Source organism: Achromobacter sp. CF-sbj1-Ac2-l, from assembly GCF_052698165.1.
Genome location: NZ_CP199855.1, coordinates 5,288,694 through 5,311,146, shown reverse-complemented (window position 1 = coordinate 5,311,146; position 22,453 = coordinate 5,288,694). Strand labels below are relative to the sequence as shown.

Sequence of the window (22,453 nt, the reverse complement as noted above, 5' to 3'; positions counted from 1 at the left end):
GCGAAGGTCCGGGGGTCTTTCGGGGTACTGCATTCCCCGGCCGAAGCCGGGGAGGCCATGCAAGGGAAGCGGGACTTAGAAGTCCATGCCGCCCATGCCGCCCATGCCGCCGGGCATGGCCGGGGCAGCGGGCTTGTCTTCGGCCAGTTCCACAACGGCGGCTTCGGCGGTCAGCAGCAGGCTGGCGACGGAGGCGGCGTTCTGCAGGGCGGTGCGGGTCACCTTGGTGGGATCCAGCACGCCTTGCTCGACCAGGTCGGTGTACTCGCCGGTCGCGGCGTTGTAGCCGTAGTTGCCCTTGCCTTGCAGCACGGTGTTGACCACCACGCTGGCTTCTTCGCCGGCGTTGGTGACGATGGTGCGCAGGGGTTCTTCGACGGCACGCAGGATCAGCTTGATGCCGGCGTTCTGGTCAGGCGTGTCGCCCTTCAGGTCGGTGATGGCTTGCTTGGCGCGCAGCAGAGCCACGCCGCCGCCGGCCACAACGCCTTCTTCCACCGCAGCGCGCGTGGCGTGCAGGGCGTCTTCGACGCGAGCCTTCTTTTCCTTCATTTCGACTTCGGTGGCAGCGCCAACGCGAATCACGGCAACGCCGCCGGCCAGCTTGGCCACGCGTTCTTGCAGTTTTTCACGGTCGTAGTCGGACGTGGCTTCTTCGATCTGGATGCGGATCTGCTTGACGCGCGCTTCGATCGACTTGCTGTCGCCAGCGCCGTCGATGATCGTGGTGTTCTCCTTGCCCACTTCGATGCGCTTGGCTTGACCCAGCTCAGCCAGGGTGGCCTTTTCCAGCGACATGCCGGTTTCTTCGGAGATCACCGTGCCGCCCGTCAGGATGGCGATGTCTTCCAGCATGGCCTTGCGGCGGTCGCCGAAGCCAGGCGCCTTGACGGCGGTGGTCTTCAGGATGCCACGGATGTTGTTGACCACCAGGGTCGCCAGGGCTTCGCCCTCGACGTCTTCGGCGATGATCAGCAGCGGACGGCTCGACTTGGCGACTTGTTCCAGCACCGGCAGCAGGTCACGGATGTTGCTGATCTTCTTGTCGAAGATCAGGACGAACGGGTCTTCCAGCGCGGCGACTTGCTTTTCCGGGCTGTTGATGAAGTAGGGCGACAGGTAGCCGCGGTCGAATTGCATGCCTTCGACGACGTCCAGCTCGTTTTCCAGCGACTTGCCGTCTTCGACGGTGATGACGCCTTCCTTGCCGACCTTGTCCATCGCGTCAGCGATGATCTGGCCGATCGAGGAGTCGCTGTTGGCCGAGATCGAGCCGACCTGGGCGATTTCCTTGCTGGTCGTGACCGGCTTGGATTGCTTTTTCAGTTCGGCGACGGCGGCGGCGACAGCCTTGTCGATGCCGCGCTTCAGGTCGATCGGGTTGAAACCGGCGGCAACGTACTTCAGGCCTTCCTGAACGATGGCCTGGGCCAGCACGGTGGCGGTGGTGGTGCCGTCACCGGCGTTGTCGGAGGTCTTGGAGGCGACGTCCTTGACCAACTGGGCGCCGATGTTCTCGAACTTGTCCTTCAGTTCGATTTCCTTGGCGACGGAGACGCCGTCCTTGGTCACGGTCGGGGCGCCGAACGAGCGCTCCAGCACGACGTTGCGACCCTTGGGGCCCAGGGTGGTCTTGACGGCGTTGGCGAGGACATTCACGCCACGGACGATGCGCACGCGGGCGTCGTCACCGAACAGTACTTGCTTGGCAGCCATTTGTTAGCTTCCTTCGAAAATTCGTTTTGAGGCAGGGTTTACTGGACCACGGCGAGGATTTCGTCCTCGCGGATGACGAGCAGCTCTTCGCCGTCAACCTTGACCGACTGGCCGGCGTACTTGCCGAACAGAACCTTGTCGCCAGCCTTCAGGTCGACCGGCAGGATCTTGCCGTCTTCGGTCTTCTTGCCGGGGCCGACGGCCACGACTTCACCCTGGTCGGGCTTTTCAGCGGCGCTGTCGGGGATGACGATGCCCGACGCAGTCTTGCGCTCGTTTTCGAGGCGTTTGACGATCACGCGATCGCCCAGGGGACGCAAGGCCATGAGGAACTCCTGTTACTAGAGAAGAAAGTGAATGATCGGTTGGGCCCGGGAGGATTGTTAGCACTCACCGGAGTCGAGTGCTAATTATAGGGATGATGTGGTGGGGTTCAAGGGGGAGAGCGGTGGCTGTTACATATGGGGCGGGCGGCAATGCGTCTGTCGAATTCCATTGAGTTTGGAATTTGTGTCATCCAGTTTGGAACTTTCGCACCGTCTTTGATGAGCCGCACACCACAGTGGCAGCGCCGTGGGCACCTGCGTCCCCAAATACAAACATGTATTAATTTAACGCAAGTCGTTGAAAAATAAAGACTTATTGCGCGATGCGGGTTGGTTGGGATAGAGTTCAAACATCCCAACCCTGCACTTTTCTCGCCATGCTCTATGAGACCTTCGGATCGAAGCTTCGTCGGATGCGAGCTGCACGAGGCCTGACGACCAAACGGCTAGCCGACCTGGCAGGCGTGACCCCGTCCTACCTAACGCAGATCCAGAAAGGCAATCGGGAGCCCCCGGATGACTTGGTCGCACGCTTGGCGCGGGTGATGGGCCTAGAGAGCCAAGAGACGTCTGAGCTCGCACGCGTGCTCACAAAGGAACGAATCCTCAGAGCGATTAACAGATCTGGTACCGAGACGGCGGCGGTCGTACTTGCCGCTGAGATTCTGAAGACCGACGACGGCGTGTGCTCCGAGTCTGAGTACGAAGCATTGCGCGTGATCTGTTCCCTGTACTTAGCAAGGACTAGGAGTTACGCCGTGCGGGACACGCATTCGCTGCTGAACCCAGATGACAGGAGAGCAGTCATGTAGAAAAGAAAACGCCGATCAACTTTTACATTGACCGGCGTTGTCCTTCGGTTCGGAAACCAAAGGCTTAGACAACCCAAGTTTCCTTCCGCAGTGCAACCCAGTCAAGCAATTTTTCGATGAGCGACCGCTCGTCGGGGGCAAGTGTTGCCTTCAGGAGGAAAAGCATGCTGCTAGAACGCGGTAGGAAAGTGGTCACCCGGTCACCACATCGAAGAGTGGGGTACATCTCTTGCCCATGGCTTCAAGAGGAGCAGGTGGAATATGAAAGCCTGCTGGAGCTGAACTTTGCGCGTATTGCGTTGCTCTGCCCTGGGTTAGTGTCGATTCGATCCCAGCCCTTTGTCATCGAATTGCCCGGTGGCGCTAAGTACACGCCCGACTTCCGCCTGGACTTCGCCAGCAAGCTTGCTGTCATCGTCGAGGTGAAGCCGTCAAAGTTCGTTCGTCAGCATCAGGAAAATTTGGACACCGCAGCTGAACTGCTGCGAAGCCACGGATTCACTTACCTGATTGCAACCGAAGAGCAAATTAACAAAGACGGTCGCGATGCGAGGGCATCCGTTTACATCCGCTACGCCAGGTCTCACTACACCGACGATGTAGTGAGAGATGCACTGGTCAAACTCCAGGAGCCAGTTACTCCTGGTTCGATTGACAAGCTAGCCCAATGCGTCGGCTGCCCGCGAGAACTCGTCTTGCATCTGATTGGGATTCGGCGACTGACTGTTGGCCCGTCGTTGCTGCCGGATCAAATCTCCTTCCCCTCTGATCTTAAGGAGCTTCGCAATGGCGAATTTTGCCCTGCAAGTTGGCTTAACAATTAGGAAGGGCGGTCGGTGCTGGACGTTTGTTCGGGATTTGGGCGACAACACTATCCAGTTCGAGGACATTCATACCCGGGCTGTGACTACGTTCCAGGCGGCAGACCTCGTACGCGACATCATCGACGGCAAGTATGAGGTCTTGAGCCCCGCCCCATTTGCTCCAGCGCTCACGCATGAGCGCGCGTCAACGGGGTCAGGTGACGCGCTGGCTTCGCTAATCGGTAGGTTGACCGGCAGGCAAGGCCGAGAGATAGAGCGACGTGAAAGATACGTTCGGGCCGTCATAAAAAGCGGTATCAAGCCTGCAGCACGGTTGGAGATCTCGAGTGTAGTGGCGTCGGTGGTGCAGAGATTCCCAGACGAAAATCCACCCTCTGCTTCGACGGTGATCCGTTGGCTGCGCTGCTTCAACAATTCCGAGGGGAACGTGCTGAGTCTTTTGTCTGGAAACGTTCGCCGAGCCAAAGCAATCCGATTGGACGAGATTACAAGAGAGATCGCATGGGAGGTACTGCGCCAGAGCTATTTCGTCTTTCGCGGAAAGGGCGTGACGGCGGCGTATACGAGGTACCTGGCGAGACTCACGCAAATTGAGCAGCAACGGGGGTGTCGCCACATTGAGCCAATGAGTTTGTCGTCCTTTCGCCGACTCGTTCAATCGGTGCCCCGGTACGAGGCAGACAGAGTTCGGATGGGTGCCACCGCAGCAAACAATAGGTGGCGCCACGCGGTTGGCGGGGTCTATGCCACGCGTCCGTTAGAGCGTGTGGAGATGGACCACACCCTTCTTGATCTCTACGTGATTGATGATAGGCGAGGCATTCCATTGGGACGGCCAACATTGACGCTGGTCATCGACTCATTCTCGAAGTACATCTTGTCGGTGTTCATCAGCTTCGAGGGCGAGTCTCTTGGCAGGGTGTGCCAAAGCTTGAAGCTAGCTCTGAGACCGAAGGATGATCTTGTCCGCGCGGTAGGGGCAGAGCGCGAGTGGCTCACCCCAGGCCTGCCGGAAACTATCCTTGTGGACAATGGTCTGGCATTTCATTCACAGCAGTTTCGGCAAATTGCATGGGCATTGCGATGCGATCTTGAATTCGCAGCAGTCAGAAAGCCGTGGTTCAAACCTAACGTCGAACGTGCGTTGGGGACGATGATGAACACGCTTCCCATCGAAGGAATGCCAGAGAAAATCCGCGGCCTCGCGAAAAGAACGGATCCAAAAATTACGGCCTGCGTCATGTTCTCCGATCTATGCCAATGTCTTGTTCGTTGGGCAGTCGACGTCTATCCGGTCGCAATACCAGAGCGTTCGTTGCTTAGGCCGTACGACACCCTATCCGAATCGATGCAGACCATGCCACCACCGCAGTTCGCCGGCGGACTGGAACAGCTCGATCTGCTCACTGGCCTCTCTCGTAATCTGACGGTCGCACACCACGGGGTGGAAATGTTCCACATCAGCTACCGCAGTCCGGATCTTGCTGAAATGGCGCGATCTCAGCGCACCCCAAGGTTCAAAACCGAAATCAAGTTTGATCCGAATGACCTTGGCAGCATCTGGGTAAGAAATCCCACCTCAAGAAGCTGGCTAAAGGTGCCCAGCATGATCCCCGACTATGCAGACGGCCTTACCCTCAGCCAGCACCGTCTAATTAGGCATTACGCGAAGGAAAAATTACGGGGGGAGGGTGCATATGCCGAATGGCAAAGAGTGCAGCAGGAGTTTGAGGATATGGTGGACAACGCCGTCAAACGTGGCAAGCGCTTGATTCGCGACATGCGCAAGTACGCGTTGTTTCAGGGCCTTTCTTCGGTGAAGCCTCTTGCGGAACAGAAGATGAATGCTTCGCCGCCGCCACAAGAGAAAAAGATTGCGCTTCAGATCTTCACCGACGAGGAAATAAGGGTGCTTCCAGAGGAAATACCGATCTTCAAGGGTTTCATGCCGGATGAGTTCAACCTTGGGGGAGTCCGATGAATAAATACGGAGCAGCCGCGATCAGTGCGGGCAACGCACTTTCGGAAGTCATCGTTCCACATCCTGCTTTTGAGAACGTTTTGCAGTATGTGCTGAATGCGATCGAAATTGGAAATCAGGTTGGCGTCTTCACCGGAGTGAGAGTGACCGCTCCGTCAGGAGCCGGGAAAACGCTGTTGATGTCCCATCTTTCTGACATATTGCGCCAGGGGATTAGTGACAGTAGCAGCGTTCCGTTGATCAGCGCGAGCCTAAAAGAAGAGCCCTCTGTTTCCCAGCTACAAACGGGCTTGCTCAACAATTTCTCGTACGCCATGGCCAGTTCTATGCAGCGAGATAGAGGGCGTGCCAACAACAATGATGTCAACCAAATTCTCGTGAGCGCCATCAGGCACCAAGGTGTCAGGGTGATAGTGCTCGACGAGTTCCAACATGTCTATCACACATCGGGCACAAAGGTCTTCACATCCATCATAGATTGGCTAAAGCGGCTCATCAACGCGACAGAGGTTCCAGTTGTGCTGCTGGGCACTGAGATGATGGATAACTTGGCGACGATCGATCCTCAATTGACCTCAAGAATTCCGGTGGCTGTCAAGCTGGCGCATTTTCGACTGGGTGCGGAGTGGCTCGGATTTCTGAAGGGACTGGCAGATACATGCAAGGCAACGGACCTTACATCGTTGTACAAGAACAAAGAATGGGCAGGAGCAATCTTCCGGGTTACGTCGGGATCTCCTCGCCTGTTGAAGTTACTTCTTGTGCAAGCAATTCTCCTTGCCGTTGAGCGAGAAGAATTGAACTTGTCAGCGGGAACTTTGCGTCAAGCCTATTCGCTCCAGACGGGGGCTTCGGACGAGGAGAATCCTTTTGCTTCTCTTTGACCACATACTTGGCCGGCCCTTACCTGTCCAAGACGAAATAGGCGACAACGAGTCTGGAAACGGATATGCCCTACGAATGCTGACCGTGAACGGATTGCAGTTCTCGGATTTGGCGAGGGCCGCCGCTTCCGTTGGTCACACCTATATGCCGGCTACAGCGGCGCCTTATTTATCCTATGCATTCGGCGCGTCACTGAGTCGGCTTCAAAGGGCAATCCCCAGAAGCTACTCGTTGAAAGGACGGCGCAGATCGGCCTTCCTTGGGCACGACTTCAGTCGGACCTATCAATTGCGCTACACGCGGCCTCAGGTGTGCCCCTCGTGCCTGGCAAGGCCTGGTGCCCGGCTACAAGCTATCTGGGAGATTTCCCTCTATACATCATGCGTTGAGCACGAGTGCCTGCTGCTTGATTTGTGCGTCTGCGGCAGGGGCATTTCGTGGAGGAGGGCAGGCCCATTTGAATGCTCCTGCGGCGCGGATCTGCGAGCGCTATGTTGTGAAAGTGCAGGTCCCGGGTCTCTAGCGATCTCAACCTTGATTGCGGCGCGTGTCATGCGCGGAGTGCCTGAGCAAAAGAGCGCTGGTCGGCGAGGGCTTCTGAACGCCCTCAGTTTGGACACATTGCTTCGACTTGTGAGGGCACTGGGGATCTCTGAGAGCGCATCAGGCGATGACCTTGTACCAGGGCGATTGACACGCCTTTTGAGCACTTCCGAGGCGGTTTCCGTGGTGAGAAGGGCGTGGGACCGTCTCGCCGATAAAAATGCACTCGTCTTCACTCAGCTCCCACCGGCATGGCAGTTAGAAGAGTTGTTCGGAGGCGCAAATTCGAGCGATTTGCGGGTGTTGCAGGCGTTACTTGGTGAAGAGGAGCCGACGGTCAGTCGTTGGCTCAAGCAGCATCGATGGGTTCAACTGGATCTGCTCGAGAGAGACGTTAATGGCTGAGCAAATCCCTTCGCTATTGTTCTTGCCGCAGCCAGAATTGTATGAATCGACCTCCTCATGGCTGGCGAGAGTTGCGTGTATGCATGGAGCGCCAGTATCGAAAATTCTTGATGACCTTGATTTGTCGCGCAATCGAGATTGGGACATAGGCATCGGCTCAAGGAGCGCCGCTCGGATGGCGCAAGGCACCAACTTACCGCCGGCAACGCTTGAAGGCTTTGTCTCGCGCTTTGACGCATTTCGGCGGAATCGCTGGCTTAGGAGATGGTTGCGTTTGAGTGAGCGGGGGGCTGCCCGCAGCGGATTCTGCCCCAACTGCTTGCGCCAGGATGTGGTGCCATACCTTCGGTTTGAATGGCGAATGCGCTACTGGATGATATGTCCAACGCACGGAAACCGTATCCTCACTATTTGCCCTGCGTGTCAATTCAGCGACCCTGTCGCTGTGGATGGTCTACACAATGCGCTCCCTTTTGCAGGGTGCGGAAGGTGTGGTGTTGACCTCCGCTTTATGGGGCTCGCGCCGTTGAGATGCGATACGACAGTGCAACTTGCGCAGCTGCAAGTGGCTGTGACTGCCGCGATCTTGCAAGAGGGATTTTCCTTGGTAGGGATTGAGGAGTGGATCCCACTCGCAATGCTCCCCAGCCTGTTGGCGGCAGGGATTGAACCTAGGGATCGAAATGAGATCCAGCCCTTGAGTCGTATTGATCCTCGGCTCCTGGACGACGTTAGACGAAGCATCTGTCAGGTCAATGCGCTTGGCAGGCTTTACGCGTCAGTAGATTTTGTTGCCTCCCGAGGCAACACCCGTGGACGGCGTGTTTGGAAGGGAGATATCGGGAGGTTGTGCGAGATCGCGTTGAAGCAACGCTTTCGATGGCCATTGGCCGTGGCTGAGCTTGATGCTCAACAGCGGCAGTAGGAGGTTGGGTTCTGCTGTGGAGCGGCAGTCTGGGAAGTGCCGCCTTCACCATACCTGCGACCGTCTGTGCGCGGGGCATGACGTATGGACGTTGGGCGTAGCGTGAACAGGCAGAAGGGCCTATTCATAATGGGAAATGCGAAAGCCCCAATAATGGGGCTCCGTAGTCTGGAAGTCATTACCCGCTCCGGGCGGAACCACTCTCGTGGGACTACGCTATTGCCTTGTCGAAGGCGCACCAGCTATTGCGTGTGGGCAATTATCTCGTGAAAGTGCCTTAACAAGCAAACGCAAAAAGGCCGACAAGCAAATTTGCGGAAAGACCACTCCGACATGCTAGGCGCCGCCGATTTGGCACAAGCGGCCGTTTTCGGCCAGAAGCAGACGGCTGCCGCAGACTTCCGAGCGACCGCTTCAGGCTGAAAGCGGAAGCTCGACAACAGCCGCTTCCCGGTACTTCAGTTGATCCATCTAAATGACCATGCGCTAGCCCGCTAGCATTTGCCGTAAGGAGAAACGCTAAAAAGCGTGTCATGAGTCCCAAGACAAAGCCAATTCGCTAGCGCCGACGGGGCCTTGCTTCTGACGCCACTGTTCACTGCGCAGAGAGATCGATGCCTAGACTCCTGGCTGAATTCTTGCCGCAGCTACCTTGCTCGGGCAGGCTCCCGTTGCTTTGATCTGTGTGTCCAGTGCCATTCAGATGCCAGTAGATCCAGCCCCTTGTATCCATGAGATAATTGTAGTAATAAAATATAAAATAACGTAAGGAGGACGGTTTTGCGGCGGTCCAGCTTATCGACAGCCAAGCCGAAGTTATTAAGCGATCAGGCGCTTGCACGCCTGCGCGAATTGCCAATAGTGGACGTTGCATCAGCCGTAGGGATCACCCTACGTGGCAACAAGGCGATGTGCTTCAACGGGCACGATACAGCGACTCCAAGCTTCACTGTCAGCAAAGCGAGAAATACCTGGAGGTGCTTTGGATGCGGTGAGCATGGCGACGCAATCACGCTAGTCCAGAAGATTCACGGCCTTGGGTTTATGGATGCCTGTAACTGGCTCTGCCACCACTTCGGCATCATCGGCGGCGACGTCCCATATGGCCTACGCGCTCGTTCACTTTCGCGGGTTACAAGTCCCAAGCCAGTTAACCCCCTTCCTTCTGCACCCTCGACTAGTCCTGACTTCGAGCTTTACACCTGGCTCGTGGCGCGCTGCGGACCAGTCAAAGCGTCCTTGGGAACAACCTACCTCCAAACTCACGGAATTACACCGGATCTGGCCCTTAGGTTCGGCGTCGTGGAACTCGTAGACCCGGTGAGGGCGTATCGAGAATTAGAAAGGCATTGGGGGCCAGATCGAATCCGTAGCGCAGGACTGTCCGGGAGCCGACGAGCCCTAAGCTGGTCTGGCTATGCCCTAATTTTCCCCTTCAAATTCGATGCCATCACTCAGTATTTACAGGTTCGCTGCCTTCAGACCAGTAGGAAATTCTTCGGTCCAAGTGGTATCCCTAAGCCTATGTTCAACAGTCAACGGCTTAGCCAGTTGCAACCAGGGAGCCTCCTCCACATTTGCGAAGGCGTTCCAGATGCAATTTCCATGGAGGGGTCCGGGCTAGCCGCAGTTGCAGTTTTAGGTGCTACATCGTTTCGCTCTGAATGGGTCGAGGAGCTTCTCCCTTTTGATCTAGTGGGCGTTCCCGATGGTGATGCTGCAGGCGAGAAATTCATGAAGTGCCTCGCCAATGAATTTCGGGCCAGAAGTAAGAGCATTCGGTTTGTAGTTCCACCTGAAGGCATGGATGCAAGTGACGTTATTGCGCGAGGAAAGAATGCGTAGTTTTCTAAGTCAGGTATGCGACCAATTGAACATGCGCTGGGCATGGGAGAAGGTGAAGCGAGCGTCTGTCCCTGGCGACATCTGGATCGACGAGGCAGACTTGGCTCATTTTGAAGTGCACTTGGGTCACGAACTCCGGGGTCTTGGTGACGATCTACTCTCCGGAAGATTTCGGATGTCACCCATTCGGCCCATGGCTTTTCCGAAGAACCCTGATGGAGATGGGAACCCTAGGGTCCGACAGTACTTCCACTTCACGGTCAGGGATCAAGTGGCGTGGGTTGCCGTCGTGAATGTTTTAGGACGCTATATCGACGAACAGATGCCCGTTTGGAGCTATGGCAACAGACTCTTCCGGTCAGCATGGATTGAAGAAGATATTCACGGAAATAAGATACGGAAAATCGGGCCGTACAGACATTCCTCGGGCCGAATCTATCGGCCGTTTCAGCAATCCTGGCCACTATTTAGGCGTCACATTGCCTTGGCGGTTTCAGCAGCGGCACACGGTTATTCCAAGGTGGACAGCCTTGATGACGATGAGCGCGAAGAGCTTGGCTTTCAGCGTCGCATGCACCGAGCCAATCAATGCCCATTTGTTCTCGCTGACTATTGGACTAACGTACCAACCGGCCCCAACGAGAGCGACGTCTATTGGGCATCTGTTGATCTTGAGAAGTTCTATCCGTCCATCCCTCTTACAGCATGCGTTGATGCAATCTCCCAGTCTGTTCCAGCCGAATTGCGCCCAGAAGTTCAGCGACTGCTAAAAGCGTTAACACAGCTTCCATTGAACCTTGATGGTTGGACGGACGCCGAACTGAAGCACATCGAACTTGATGAGTCTCGGAAGACCTTCCACAAAATTCCTACTGGGCTCATGGTGTCAGGGTTTCTCGCAAACGCTGCGCTCCTTCCGGTCGATCAAGAGGTACAGAAAACGCTCCCTCGCGGACGCGTCGCGCACTTCCGCTATGTCGATGATCATGTGATACTGGCCAAGACGTTTGATGACCTGATAACGTGGATCGATCACTACAAGGATGTGATCGATAATCTAGGTTCCGGTGCAAGCATTAACCCTGCAAAGACCGAACCGAAAGCCCTAGGGGAACTACTGGGAACGAGCGATACCAGCAAACGCTTTGCCGGGTCAGACCTATGGGATCGAGCCCAAATGGAATGCCGCCTCGATCCGGAGTTTCCAACTCCGCTAATGACGAAGACGATTGCGCTGGTTTCAGCAATAGGCAAAACAGACTTCACTGCGCTCGAAGACAACGAACTCTCCATCCTGTCGCAGCAGCTGGAGCATCTATTGCTCGTAGATCTTCCTGAAGCGGAGATGCCAGCACGAACACGTCTGGCATTCGCGGCGACTCGTCTTGCCCGCGTTGCCGAAGCAAGACTTGCTTCCCCGGAAACACTCGATATCCGACATGGTGGGTCCGGGCAAAACCGAACGACCGGGACTCAAGCAACCAGTCGCCATAGCGGGGGTCTTTCGCTTGATCCAATCGCTGGCCTTACTGGCATAAGTGACTCTCAGATTCACGCTCGGCTGAACAGCATTGCCGACAGGGTATTTGGCCTAGTCAGAAAAGTTCTGCGAGAACGGCCTGATCGTGTCCGTCTGTGGACCCATGCTCTGACCATCGCGCGCCGCCTCGGCGCTACGGGGCTGGAGCTTCTCTTTGATGACATCGATCGCTATGCGAGCGATCCGGTGAATCGGCTAGCTGCCAGCTACATTCTCGGCAATTCTTATGCTGTACTCGCTGCAGAAACAGTACGAGCTGCACAATTGCTTGTTGATACCAATGCGGCAGGATGGCGTAGGGCTGCCGCACTTAGATCTCTGCGGGATATCGCGAAGTTTACTAACCAATGTCAGCCTAAAACAGGCCGATGGTTTGTACAGAAAAGCCTAAATCAGTTTTTCGTCGGTGTATATTGCGCCACTGTGTTGTTGGAGCAATATTCAGGCTCCTTGCAACTCTTGGGGAAACCGCTAAATCAAACATTTGTCGACAAAGGTCGCGAGCTGCTAGCGGGCCATGAAGTGCTGCCGGATCTGCGCGTTGCGCTTGCTTGGTGGGGATGTAAGTTCGACCTTCGCAAGCCCGTTCGTCGAGCGTCTGAGCTGATCGTTCACTTGGGAACTCTCGTAGAGGCACTGCCCGAATCCGACGATCTGTGGACTTTCTTTCCTGCAGATGCACCAATCACACCACTAGTGCGGATCGCATCAGCGACTAAGTCGGCTCAAATGAAGCAAGAAGGGTGGTGGTTTGACGCGATGATGGGTCGCCTTGATTACCGAGACATGGAACAAGTAGCGACTCTGTCCCCTGAAGCGTCTCGTGTTTGGAAATCATTCGAGGAATCTGAGACGGGGAAATTTCTACCGCTGCCCGTCTGGGCAACAATGATCTGGGAAAGCTGCGATCCCAGAATTGCAACGGAATGGCGGCTCGGCGAATGGACCTGCCTAGAGATCGTTAGGCAAGCAGCGTTGCTACTGTCGTCTACCACCCAGACGTTGGATCAAGACTATCTTGAACGCGCATCGCGTAAAGACATAGATACACGCTCCCATTGCGCACACCCGCTCAACTTCGCGCTACCAAGGCATCTCATCGACACGACAGCTGTCTCCTGGCAAGAGTGGAAGCAGAAGCTGCGAGAGCCAGGAACTGGAGTTCTACGACAGGCTCCCCAGCGGCGCCAGATCTATGACAGACGCTATGCGCCGCTCGTCGTGAGCGAAATAGGCTCTGCACAGAATCCAATTCGCGGTCTTGGCCTGTGCCTCTTTGCCTTGCTTTCGCGCTCGTTCCTACTTCCGGCGCAATGGAATGGACTTGGGCATGAAAGCATGCTCAGGCATCTCCCTCAGCTCCTGCGAGACGAGATTTCCTATTCATCGGCAACTCTTGGAATTCTTGAGGCGTGTCTTCAACCACGCACGGCCGAGAATGTATTCGCCAACCTCTATCAAGCATGGAGTCCTGGCTCCGATGATGACACTGAGCATGATCCGGTAAGTCTCATCGACACCGCGGATTTGGCGCGCGTTATCTCGATTGCACAGAACGAACTTGAGGCAAATCAAATCTCGACATTCAATCAGCAATCTCGACAAGTGACGCCTGTCAATCTCATGCACCTCACTGACGTTGATTGGAAGCGCTACTTTGAAACGGGACCAGCATGATTTCTGAGAAGCCAGCATTGGTTGAGGTGCTTACTCTTGGCGTAATTCAGACCACCTTGGATTCCACGGCTGCATGGAACACTGATAGTGGTGAGCCAAAAATCTCGGCATCCGAGGATAGCCGTGCATGGCACGAGATTCGCAGAGCGATGAGGGCATTGGCAGACCATGAAGATCAGCCTCGCATCATTCTTCTCCCTGAGCTAGCACTCCCAAGAACGCGACTGGATGACTTCGAACGGCTTGTCTGCTCCATGAACGCACTGGCGATCGTTGGAGTTGACTACCGTCTGAATCATCGAACGAAATCTGCAAAAAATGAAGGTCTCGTTCTTGTCCCTAGAAATTTTTGGAAGCGTACACCTTCACGCTATGCTGCCAGAGTCTGGTTCGGCAAGCGAGACCCTGCACCGGCTGAGGCGTCTGGCTTCAAAGAGTACATGCCACCATGGGCATTTCATTCGGACCCGAACGTCTATGTCTTCGATGCAGGACCTTTTGGACGAATCGGGGTCAGCATTTGCTACGATTTCATGGACATTGAGCGAGCGCTCCTCTATCGCGGTCGGGTTCACCACTTATTTGTCATAGCCTACAACCGTGATGTAAAGCTCTTTGAGTCGTTGGCCGTTTCTTTGTCAAGAACGGTCTTCTGCAATGTGGTGGTTTGCAATACTGGATACTTTGGCGGCTCGCTGGTCGTCAGCCCGTACTACGAGGCGTTCAAGCGCGTTGGATACTCGGTCGACGGGGGAAAGGTTTTCACAGCTCAATGCGTTCCGCTTCCAGTGCGCGATCTTGATGCAGCCATTCACGGTTTCGACACTAAACCAAAGGCCACGTACAAGCACTTGCCACCAGGCTTCACGACTAGTATCGATCACACTGCTGCGCTTCCGGAAGGCCCATCGGCGGTAACCATCCCACTTTTCACTTCGGATTAAACGTAGGACCGCGGCCGCTGCGAAGCGGTCATCGTCTTCGGTCTCTTGAACTTCCGCTTTGGGTCGGCAGCGGTCTGCCGACAAAGACGGCTTCCGGCCAGAAGCGAATAATCACAGCACGTTCTCGGCTGACTGCTTCAGATTGAACAGAGTCATTCACGACCAAGCTCTCGAATGACCGCGGCTATCGCGCAGGCCCATACTTTGCAGCAGAACGGCGCTCGATGAGTTAGCTGCATGTCCATCTGGTGCTTGACGCTCCAGTTGATGCTGAAGCCGTTCCTTTGATTCATGTTGGCACCAACTATCCAACTCCAATTCCATGGCCCCGAAAAAACCAAAGAAGCCGAACCTTTCCACCCCCGCAGCTCCTGCAACGGCCCCGGCGGAAGGCGAACGCCGAGCACTCCGTGGATATATCGGCCAGTATGAGCGAGCGGGCGCTGCCATCTACGCAGCGCTCGAGCGCGACGAGCTGCGCTGGATCGGCGTCGCCGACCGCAACGCGGGTATCGCTGACGACCTAGTCCTCGGTTTCGATGGATTGGTGGTCGGCCACCAGTTCAAGACGTCCAAGTTTCCGGGAACTTTCACAGTTGAGACGCTGTTTACTGGCGCCAGTGGCCTCTGGAAGCCCCTGGTTCATGCTTGGCAGTCCCTGCGCAAGGACAACCCGGGAAGCCGCGTCGAGATTCGCTTGGTCGTTAATGACTTTCCGTCGACTACTGACAAGCCAGGCGATGGCACGCCCGCCCACAGCGCGGCATTCCTTGAAGAGTTCCGGCAGCATGCAAATCGGTCACTAGCGGATTGGTTCATGTCGGAATGGAGCCGACTGATCGATCTCCTGCGTCGGGAAGCTGGCCTTAGTGATGGCGACTTCGAACGGTTCTTGCAGAGTCTCCGTGTGATGTGCGGAGCTGCGGCGGACTTCGTCCAGTCGCACAAGCTGAACGCCGAACAGGCGAGACAGGCATCTGAGATTGCCAGCGTACTGCCCAAGCTGGTCGTCGACTCACGGGACAAGGACAGGTGGACGCGTGACGAGCTGCTTCGTGAGCTTGGCTGGCGCGATCCCGTCAAGACGTTGCTCATCCATCGGTTCCCAGTCGGCGCCTATGTCCAGCGCAACCGCGACACTGAGGTCAAGCTATTGGCCGCGCTGCAAGCCACCAGCCAGGGCTATGTCTCACTCATAGGGCCGCCTGGCTCAGGGAAGTCCACCCTCCTACAGGTGGCGCTGGCCACCCAAGCGAATACCCGGCTCGTCCGCTATCTGGCGTATGTGCCGGGCGCTGCCCAGGGCGTCGGGCGCGGAGAGGCCGATAACTTTTTGACCGATGTCGGCGCGCAACTGCGCAACAGCGGTTTGATCGGGCTGCGTCTTCGCGATGACTCGCTGCATGAGCGGCGCGAACAGTTCGGCGTCCTGGTGCGGCAGGCCGGGGAACGCTTCGACCGCGACGGGATCCGAACGATCGTCGTCGTCGACGGGCTCGACCATGTTCCCCGCGAAGAGCTGCCGACCAATTCACTGCTTGGGGAGCTACCTCTTCCGGCGGCCATTCCGAAGGGGGTTGTGTTCGTCCTCGGCACGCAGCGGTTGGATCTTGCGAATCTGAAGCCCGCCGTTAAGGAACAAGCGGAGAAGAGCGAGCGGCAGGTCCTCATGAGCTCCCTAGGTCGCGAGGAAGTCGCCCGGATGGCGGATGCGCTTGGCCTGCCTGTCGACATTCCGCGATTGGAGTTGAGCAAGCTCACGCATGGCCACCCGCTGGCAACGCGCTACTTGATTCAGGCACTGTTGCACGCGGACGAAGCCGGCCGCAAGCACCTGCTCAGTGGCGGGATGCCGTTCGACGGTGACATTGGGACCGTGTATGCCGCCGCCTGGCGCGAAATCGCAAGCGACAGCGATGCCATGGACGTGCTTGGCTTTATCGCCCGGGCCGAGGCACCCATGGACTTGCGGTTGTTGGCCACGGTGGTCAAGGAGTCTGCGATTGAGCGAGCACTGGTCGTTGCACGGCACCTTCTCCGCAGTTCATCCCTGGGATGGAGTGTGTTCCACAACAGCTTCAGGCTGTTCGTCATCGCCCAACCGCGAATTCGCCTCGGTAGCGTCGACGACGAATATTCCCGGCGCGTATACCGCGACCTCGCCGAACTGGCAAAGAACGCGCCGCAAGAATCCGCGCAGCGGTGGCTTGAGTTGCGCTACCGCGCCCGTGCTGGGGACGGTGCCGATGTACTTGCGTTGGCAATTCCCGCTCGCTTCAGGCAACACCTGGCCGAAGGGCGTTCTATCACCGAGATCCACGCTGATATCCGGCTAGCTCTGCTAGCAGTGCGTGAAACGCACGATGCGACGGCCTTCACAAAGCTGTTGCTGTGTAGTGACGAAGTGGGCAGGCGCGAAACAGCCCTTGAGTATGCCAACCAGCTTCCGCTCGCGATGCTGGCAGTCGGGAACATCGATTCAGCCGTCTCTTTCGTGCAGTACTTTCCCAGCCAGGGCTACGAGGTAGTCGACGCCCTGTTGGCGCGAGGCGACTTCGAGCGCGCGAAGGAGCTATTTGAAAATCTAGAACCACTATCGCAACTCCATACGTCCAAGTTCCAGAACTACGGACACGACCACAACATCAACGAATTCAAGAGGTGGGCGAGGCGCGCTGTCCATTTCCGAGATGCAGAGCAGATACAGGCAGCGATTGACCATCTCGCCGCGGAGGGGCTACGCGAGGCCGAAAAGGTGGATCCAGAAACTGTCGCCGCGCTGCGCCGGCATTTGCGGACGGAAGCCGCAGAGGCGACGCTCCTCCATAAGGTTGACGACGATCCACAAGACCTCTGCAGCGAGCTCGGGGTAACCGACGAAGACAAGCCTTCTGTGATGGTTCACGCAGGGCTATTGGCCAGTCGGCGTGGCGCCATTGCGCACGCGCTTTCTCTGTTCGATGCCGCTGCCGTCCTTCCCGGCTTCGGAGAGGTGCCCAATGGCGACCGCCGCCGTATGGCACTGATTGCATGCCAAGCTGGCCGTCGTGACCTAGCCGAGGCCCTGTTCGACAAGTTGGTAGCACCGATGATCTCCATGTGCGACGGCGAGACGGACCTGGCTGGGCTGGGTTACCTGGTCGGCGCGGTGATGCATCACGCGAGGCTTTGTACGATGCTTGGCAAACCGTTGCCGAGTGTGGTGCCGTCGAAGCACTCCTTCCTTCATCCGTTCCAGCAGCGCGCGTCGACGATAGGCGTGCTCTTAGGTCGCGCCGCTGTCGACAACTCGGCAGTACAGGCTGGCAGCATCCAGGCCGAAGCCCGCGTTGCCCTTGGGTCCGTGCTACGTCTGACTTCAGACGCCGGTAGCGAGTCATATCGCATTCAGCAGGCATTCAAAGCGATCCCCGTGCTCGCGAAAGCGCTACTTAGACTCGGCGCCAAATGTGGCGAGGATGAGTACCGCGCCGTACTTCGAACAGTTGATGCAGCCATTACCTCATCGACGCTGGGGGGTACTGCGTACCTGCGGCGCCGGTTGGCCGTCGATGCGTATCGGGTTGACGGTGACCGTGCGGGGGCCGTCGACCGGCTCAACGCCCTCGTTACGGAGCTTCAAGAAAGCACGCCGAGTGAACAAATTGACGGGTTGGCGGATCTGTCCATCGCGTTGGCTGCGGTAGGGGACGTAGAGCGGGCGAAACAGTTGCTGGCGACAGTTCCCGAACAATGCCTTGGCTATGCGCTGCCTCCCAAAAAAGATCCACAGTACGCAATCTGGCGGGACATCCTCGTCCTTGCGAACACCGCTGACCCGGAGCGCCGTGTCAAGCGGCTCTCAGGCTTGATGCGCCAGGTCAGCGGCATGACCGAAACGGAAGGGTCTTCGGCCGCGCACCGCCTGACAATGTCGCTGATTGAGGAAGCGATGCAGGTCGGTCCTCGCTTCGGTTTCGAGGTGTCAAAGGCACTGGCAGATTGGTATCTGATTGGCTGGCCGAACCGCGTCGATCTACTCATGAAGGGGATGGCCCGGCGAAGCCCTGACTTCGTCTTACCTTGCGCTACCGTCTGGTGCGGGCTCTGCCTACCGTTCTACATGGAACCGCACTACCGGGATCCGTACCACGTGGGCGACTTCATCGACGTCGCCGCCGACGCTGCAGGCCCCGGCCAGATTGAGCCGCTCACGCTGATGCTATTGGGAGCGATCGAGGTAGTAAGCAGAGCACATGAGAGGGTCGGGCTGCTCCAGCGCCTTCGCACCGCGGCTGGAAGACACGGGTTCTCGTCCACGGAGCTTGAAGCCGCTATAGGCCGATGGATGTCAGAAGCACCGGGCCCTCGACACCCTTCTACGCCCAGCAAGTACGACTCTGCGGCTACTCTCGAGGAGCTTGAACTCGAGTTTGAAGCGGATGGCGACGAACTGAACTACAACGCCCCGTACCGATTCAGAGATCTGGCCGAGAAGGCTCCGCTTCATCCAGTGCGGAGGATGTTTGAGCGTTGGCAAGTCTTGCGGGACGACGCGCGCTGTCGCTTCCTGATGGTGAAGCGGTTGGCTGCGGCGGGTGAGACTGAGTACGCCAAGAAGCTGATTCAGGACTATGAGACAAGCAAGGACCCCTGGCGCGCCTGGAGCCAATGGATGGGCGGCGGCAAGTTCCTCTACTTTGAGGCGAAGAAGCTCTTGGACGGGCCATCTACGTCTGCTGTCGCCTTTGAGAATATCGTCGATTCGGTGACGGCGGGCGAGGAGAATATCCAGTCGCTGCTGACAGAGCTGGATTCGATATTGCCGGTAATTAGCACGACACCTGACTGGCCGGCCATATGGTCGCTGCTTGAGGAGCAGATGGCCTGCACTCGCGAATTCCAACTGGGACGGCCATTCCAGTCGAGCGAGCAACCACTCAGCGAGACGGATCTTCTGGAGGACTTGCTGCACTTTGCCTATCAGTTGCCCGTTGCCGAGGTTCAGCGACACGCACGCAACTGCACTCTGCGCTTGGCAGGCCAAGCAGGACATGGTCAAGCTTTATTCAAGTCTCTTATGCGGCGACTTCTGGCCGGCGATTTTGATGCCCCCCTGCGCGCGCTCGGAACGCTGCTGGCTGTTGACAGCGCGGGCCTCATATCCGAGCTGGGCACTGCCGTGGCTGCGTTGGTCAATCACCGCGATGTATGTGTAGCAGAGTCAGCCGCGATCTTGTCACATCGGTGGGGGGTGACAGTCTCAATGGACGCGAAGCCACTGCCGCTCTTCTATAGCCTCGAACTGAAGTTCCCCTCGGAGGGCGACAATGCCTTCAAGGACGAGAGAACTGGTGCAATGCGAGTCGAGTCGTCGCTTGGCTGGACCGAGATGCTGCGCTCCACAGCAAGGCACCTTGCGCAGGCGACAGGTATCGACGAGATGACAATCCGCCAGCGCGCGGCGATGTTCATCCAAGATTGGGGCGGACTTGAGGCATTCGGGCCTTCTGGTGTCAAAAGGCTAGAGGCTCAGCTTCGCGCCCTCGAAATGCAGATCACATACCTGAAGCCTCATGCCTATATTGCGATTGCCGCCCTTCGCCACGTTGCGGGAGAACTGCGGCTGGCGGGCAGGCTAAACGGCCGCGACAGGCCGACGCTGTTGGAGCGTTTGGGTTGCCCCCTGCCGCCTCGGCCTCTGACGTTCCCGCAAGCGCGCCCCGAATGGATCCGCATGCCGCTGCTCGACCGACACGCCGGTTGGTCCGAGCGAGAGAAGAAGTGGGTTGACGAGGTCGACAGCGACGTTGCGTCCTTCCCGGCACACCAGGACGGCCAAGTCGTGGCGGAGGTGTCGCGTATCAAAATCTTCAAGCCACGCTTGTCAGAGCATCGTCTCTATCGATTTCGAGCACCATCGGCACATACTGACGGGGAAGACTTCGACCAGTGCTATGAAACGTTGCCCCTCGCGGTCTGGCTGGGCCAGCACGTCGCCCTCGACGATGAGCTGGCTCCAACGCTGGTAAGACGAGTTGTTTGTTCCGTGGACATGGGCTTTGATGTAGCGGCCTATCCGTTCGCGTTGTGCCCGAACTGGGTGATGAGGCTTCGTTGGCGCATGCACAACGAAGAGCCGAGCGTCTTCCTCAACGCGGGCGGGGAGGTCGTCGCAAAGCTCTATTGGTGGCGTGACGCCGGCCCGGTTGACATCGATGCGGAGGCTATGTGGGGCGAAGGTTGCTACCTAGTTCTGACGCCACCAGGCCTCGAACAGCTCGCAGCTACGCGCGGGAAGCTGGACCTGGCCATCAACGTATTTGCAAGCAGGCAGATCAATCAGCCCAGCCACTACGGGCAATCTCTCCTAAAGACGGCGAAGAACAGCTATTCGGTTTAGGCTGTCCTCATACAGCTGCGATGTCAGACGAGAGAGCCTAGGCCGGCGATGGCCTATCGCACTCATACTGGGTTACCCGAAAGGGCCCCTAGCGTCCTGATTGCGCGACCGTGGCCAGCTGCTGAGTGGTGATCTGCCCGATGATCTGGCAATCCACTCATTGTTGGCGGTTTTGAATTCAGACGGTCAGTGCAACGGTTTTGCGCGGCGGGGGAGGGGGCGACCTGGCTTGGATACGCTACGCCGATTCATTGGATTTGGTTCGAAGCCCACACTTATCTGCGAATATGTTAGCTCGCGTTGGATCGTCGGATGTGACGAAGTGGAGTACGCGTATAGTGCTCTGCTTGCCATCGGAGTGATAGGTGTACGGCCTTGAACCTGATGTCTGGCCACAGAAGCACTTCAGAACAAAGGCTCTTCATTTGGCTTTTGGGAACAATAGTTGGAGTTTGGTACAGACGATGAAAACGAGTACTCAGCTTCGCGTAGACAATCACTACGTGCCCCAACTCTATCTGAAGCAATGGGCGAAGAACGGGAAGATCCCCACCTATCGGCTCTTAGTGCCGAAAAACGAGGCTCCTCTATGGAAGGACCATTCCCTTCGAGGCATAGCCTATCATCAGCACTTGTACACATACGTGGCCGGTCAAGAAGAGACAGATGAGCTTGAGCATTGGCTGAGCAAGGAGTTCGAGGATCCAGCACAAGAAGCTATTCGCCTTGTGGTCAATGACGAACGAATGTCTCCAGAGCATTGGAGGAGATTGATTCGATTTGCGGTTGCGCAAGATGTCCGCACGCCAGCGAGCCTGCGCGCTTTTCTTGCTAGACACCGCGACTCGATGCAAGGGCTTTTGAATCAGACGGTGGAGTCGTCCGTCAAATACCTGGAAGCCGCAGTCAAAGCCGGAATCAAGTTGCCGGAGCGGGCACCAGATTGGGAGCCTACGGAGTCCTTCCCGGTCAAAATCTCAGTGGTTCGAAACCCGGAAGGAGATGGCACTATCGAAACGAGGACTATCCTAGGGCGGCGTTTGTGGCTGTGGAGTGTGCGGCATGTGTTGACGGAAACCATCACAAAGATCACCAATCAACGATGGACGATTGTGCATGCCCCCGCGGGCGTATCGTGGCCGACCTCAGATAACCCTCTAATTAGACTCAACTACCGTGGTCCGGCCAGTTATAGCTTTGGCGGAGGGTGGGGTGTCGACAACGTAGATATCCTGATGCCCATCAGCCCGACACACCTGCTCCATAATTGCATAGGCCGGAGAAGCTGGCCTAGAGGTACGGTGCTCGACCAGGCGACCGCACAGTTTCTACGAAAGGTCATCATTGAGCATGCAGACCGTTACGTGTTCGACATAAGCAAGAGTGACGTCCAGAAGATTCGTCGGAGAACTGTGAATTTGGCGGCCTACAACGAGGAGCGGGCTATTTGGCAAAACTGGGGTAAGGAACAAGGTGCAGCTGAGGCAGAGCTATTCTAGTTTTGCTGCCTGGCGGCCGCCTTTTGGACGGGGGGGACTAATGCTGCGATCTCAGTCGCGCGGGCGTTTTGACGACGATTGCTTCAGCCGAAATTCTAGTTAGGTTGTGATTCTTCAAGAGACATCGAATACAACCAAGTGGCCGCATG

At 56.9% G+C, this 22,453-nt stretch carries 13 protein-coding genes and 1 pseudogene; 12 read left to right on the top strand and 2 right to left on the bottom strand.

The features are described from left to right. Positions 1 to 75: 75 nt before the first annotated feature. Both groL and groES read right to left on the bottom strand, forming a co-directional pair. Positions 76 to 1,716, bottom strand: a complete 1,641-nt coding sequence (gene groL, locus ACUDCK_RS24360; protein WP_006385976.1) for a chaperonin GroEL — start codon at positions 1,714 to 1,716, stop codon at positions 76 to 78. 38 nt (positions 1,717 to 1,754) lie between these two features. Then, a complete protein-coding gene (gene groES / locus ACUDCK_RS24355) occupies positions 1,755 to 2,042 on the bottom strand; it encodes a co-chaperone GroES (protein WP_006221616.1) in 288 nt (95 codons plus the stop codon). 323 nt (positions 2,043 to 2,365) lie between these two features. Here groES and ACUDCK_RS24350 point away from each other — a divergent pair, with 323 nt between their 5' ends. From ACUDCK_RS24350 to ACUDCK_RS24295, 12 genes and pseudogenes are all read left to right on the top strand, one after another. Continuing rightward, positions 2,366 to 2,854 carry a helix-turn-helix domain-containing protein gene (locus ACUDCK_RS24350; protein WP_445659264.1) on the top strand — a complete coding sequence of 163 codons (489 nt, stop codon included), beginning with the start codon at positions 2,366 to 2,368 and terminating at the stop codon, positions 2,852 to 2,854. 164 nt (positions 2,855 to 3,018) lie between these two features. Beyond that, on the top strand, positions 3,019 to 3,678 hold the full coding sequence (locus ACUDCK_RS24345) for a TnsA endonuclease N-terminal domain-containing protein (RefSeq protein WP_175167086.1): 660 nt from the start codon (positions 3,019 to 3,021) through the stop codon (positions 3,676 to 3,678). Continuing rightward, the gene (locus tag ACUDCK_RS24340) at positions 3,641 to 5,659 is read left to right on the top strand and encodes a Mu transposase C-terminal domain-containing protein (RefSeq protein ID WP_175167087.1); all 2,019 of its coding nucleotides are present in this window, start codon (positions 3,641 to 3,643) and stop codon (positions 5,657 to 5,659) included. The genes ACUDCK_RS24345 and ACUDCK_RS24340 overlap by 38 nt, the downstream gene beginning before the upstream one ends. Further along, positions 5,656 to 6,543: a TniB family NTP-binding protein gene (locus ACUDCK_RS24335; protein WP_175167088.1), complete on the top strand. Its 888-nt coding sequence runs from the start codon at positions 5,656 to 5,658 to the stop codon at positions 6,541 to 6,543. The genes ACUDCK_RS24340 and ACUDCK_RS24335 overlap by 4 nt, the downstream gene beginning before the upstream one ends. Positions 6,544 to 6,619: 76 nt before the next feature. Then, positions 6,620 to 6,889, top strand: a pseudogene (locus tag ACUDCK_RS24330) (TniQ family protein); the annotation flags it as partial. Between the two features lie 357 nt (positions 6,890 to 7,246). Beyond that, complete coding sequence (locus tag ACUDCK_RS24325; RefSeq protein WP_244976862.1) at positions 7,247 to 7,492, top strand: hypothetical protein; 246 nt, start codon at positions 7,247 to 7,249, stop codon at positions 7,490 to 7,492. Further along, entirely contained in the window at positions 7,485 to 8,417 is a 933-nt protein-coding gene (locus ACUDCK_RS24320; RefSeq protein WP_175167090.1) for a TniQ family protein, read from the top strand. Before ACUDCK_RS24325 ends, ACUDCK_RS24320 begins: the two co-directional genes overlap by 8 nt. A 909-nt stretch (positions 8,418 to 9,326) precedes the next feature. Further along, positions 9,327 to 10,262, top strand: coding sequence for a CHC2 zinc finger domain-containing protein (locus ACUDCK_RS24315; RefSeq protein ID WP_420867706.1), 936 nt, complete (start codon positions 9,327 to 9,329; stop codon positions 10,260 to 10,262). Continuing rightward, complete coding sequence (locus tag ACUDCK_RS24310) at positions 10,225 to 13,479, top strand: RNA-directed DNA polymerase (RefSeq protein WP_175167092.1); 3,255 nt, start codon at positions 10,225 to 10,227, stop codon at positions 13,477 to 13,479. Before ACUDCK_RS24315 ends, ACUDCK_RS24310 begins: the two co-directional genes overlap by 38 nt. Next, the gene (locus ACUDCK_RS24305; protein ID WP_244976863.1) at positions 13,476 to 14,423 is read left to right on the top strand and encodes a carbon-nitrogen hydrolase family protein; all 948 of its coding nucleotides are present in this window, start codon (positions 13,476 to 13,478) and stop codon (positions 14,421 to 14,423) included. Before ACUDCK_RS24310 ends, ACUDCK_RS24305 begins: the two co-directional genes overlap by 4 nt. Positions 14,424 to 14,745: 322 nt before the next feature. Then, a complete protein-coding gene (locus ACUDCK_RS24300) occupies positions 14,746 to 20,805 on the top strand; it encodes an ATP-binding protein (RefSeq protein ID WP_445659263.1) in 6,060 nt (2,019 codons plus the stop codon). A 365-nt stretch (positions 20,806 to 21,170) separates the two neighbouring features. Then, complete coding sequence (locus ACUDCK_RS24295; RefSeq protein WP_175167094.1) at positions 21,171 to 22,304, top strand: DUF4238 domain-containing protein; 1,134 nt, start codon at positions 21,171 to 21,173, stop codon at positions 22,302 to 22,304. Positions 22,305 to 22,453 lie beyond the last annotated feature (149 nt).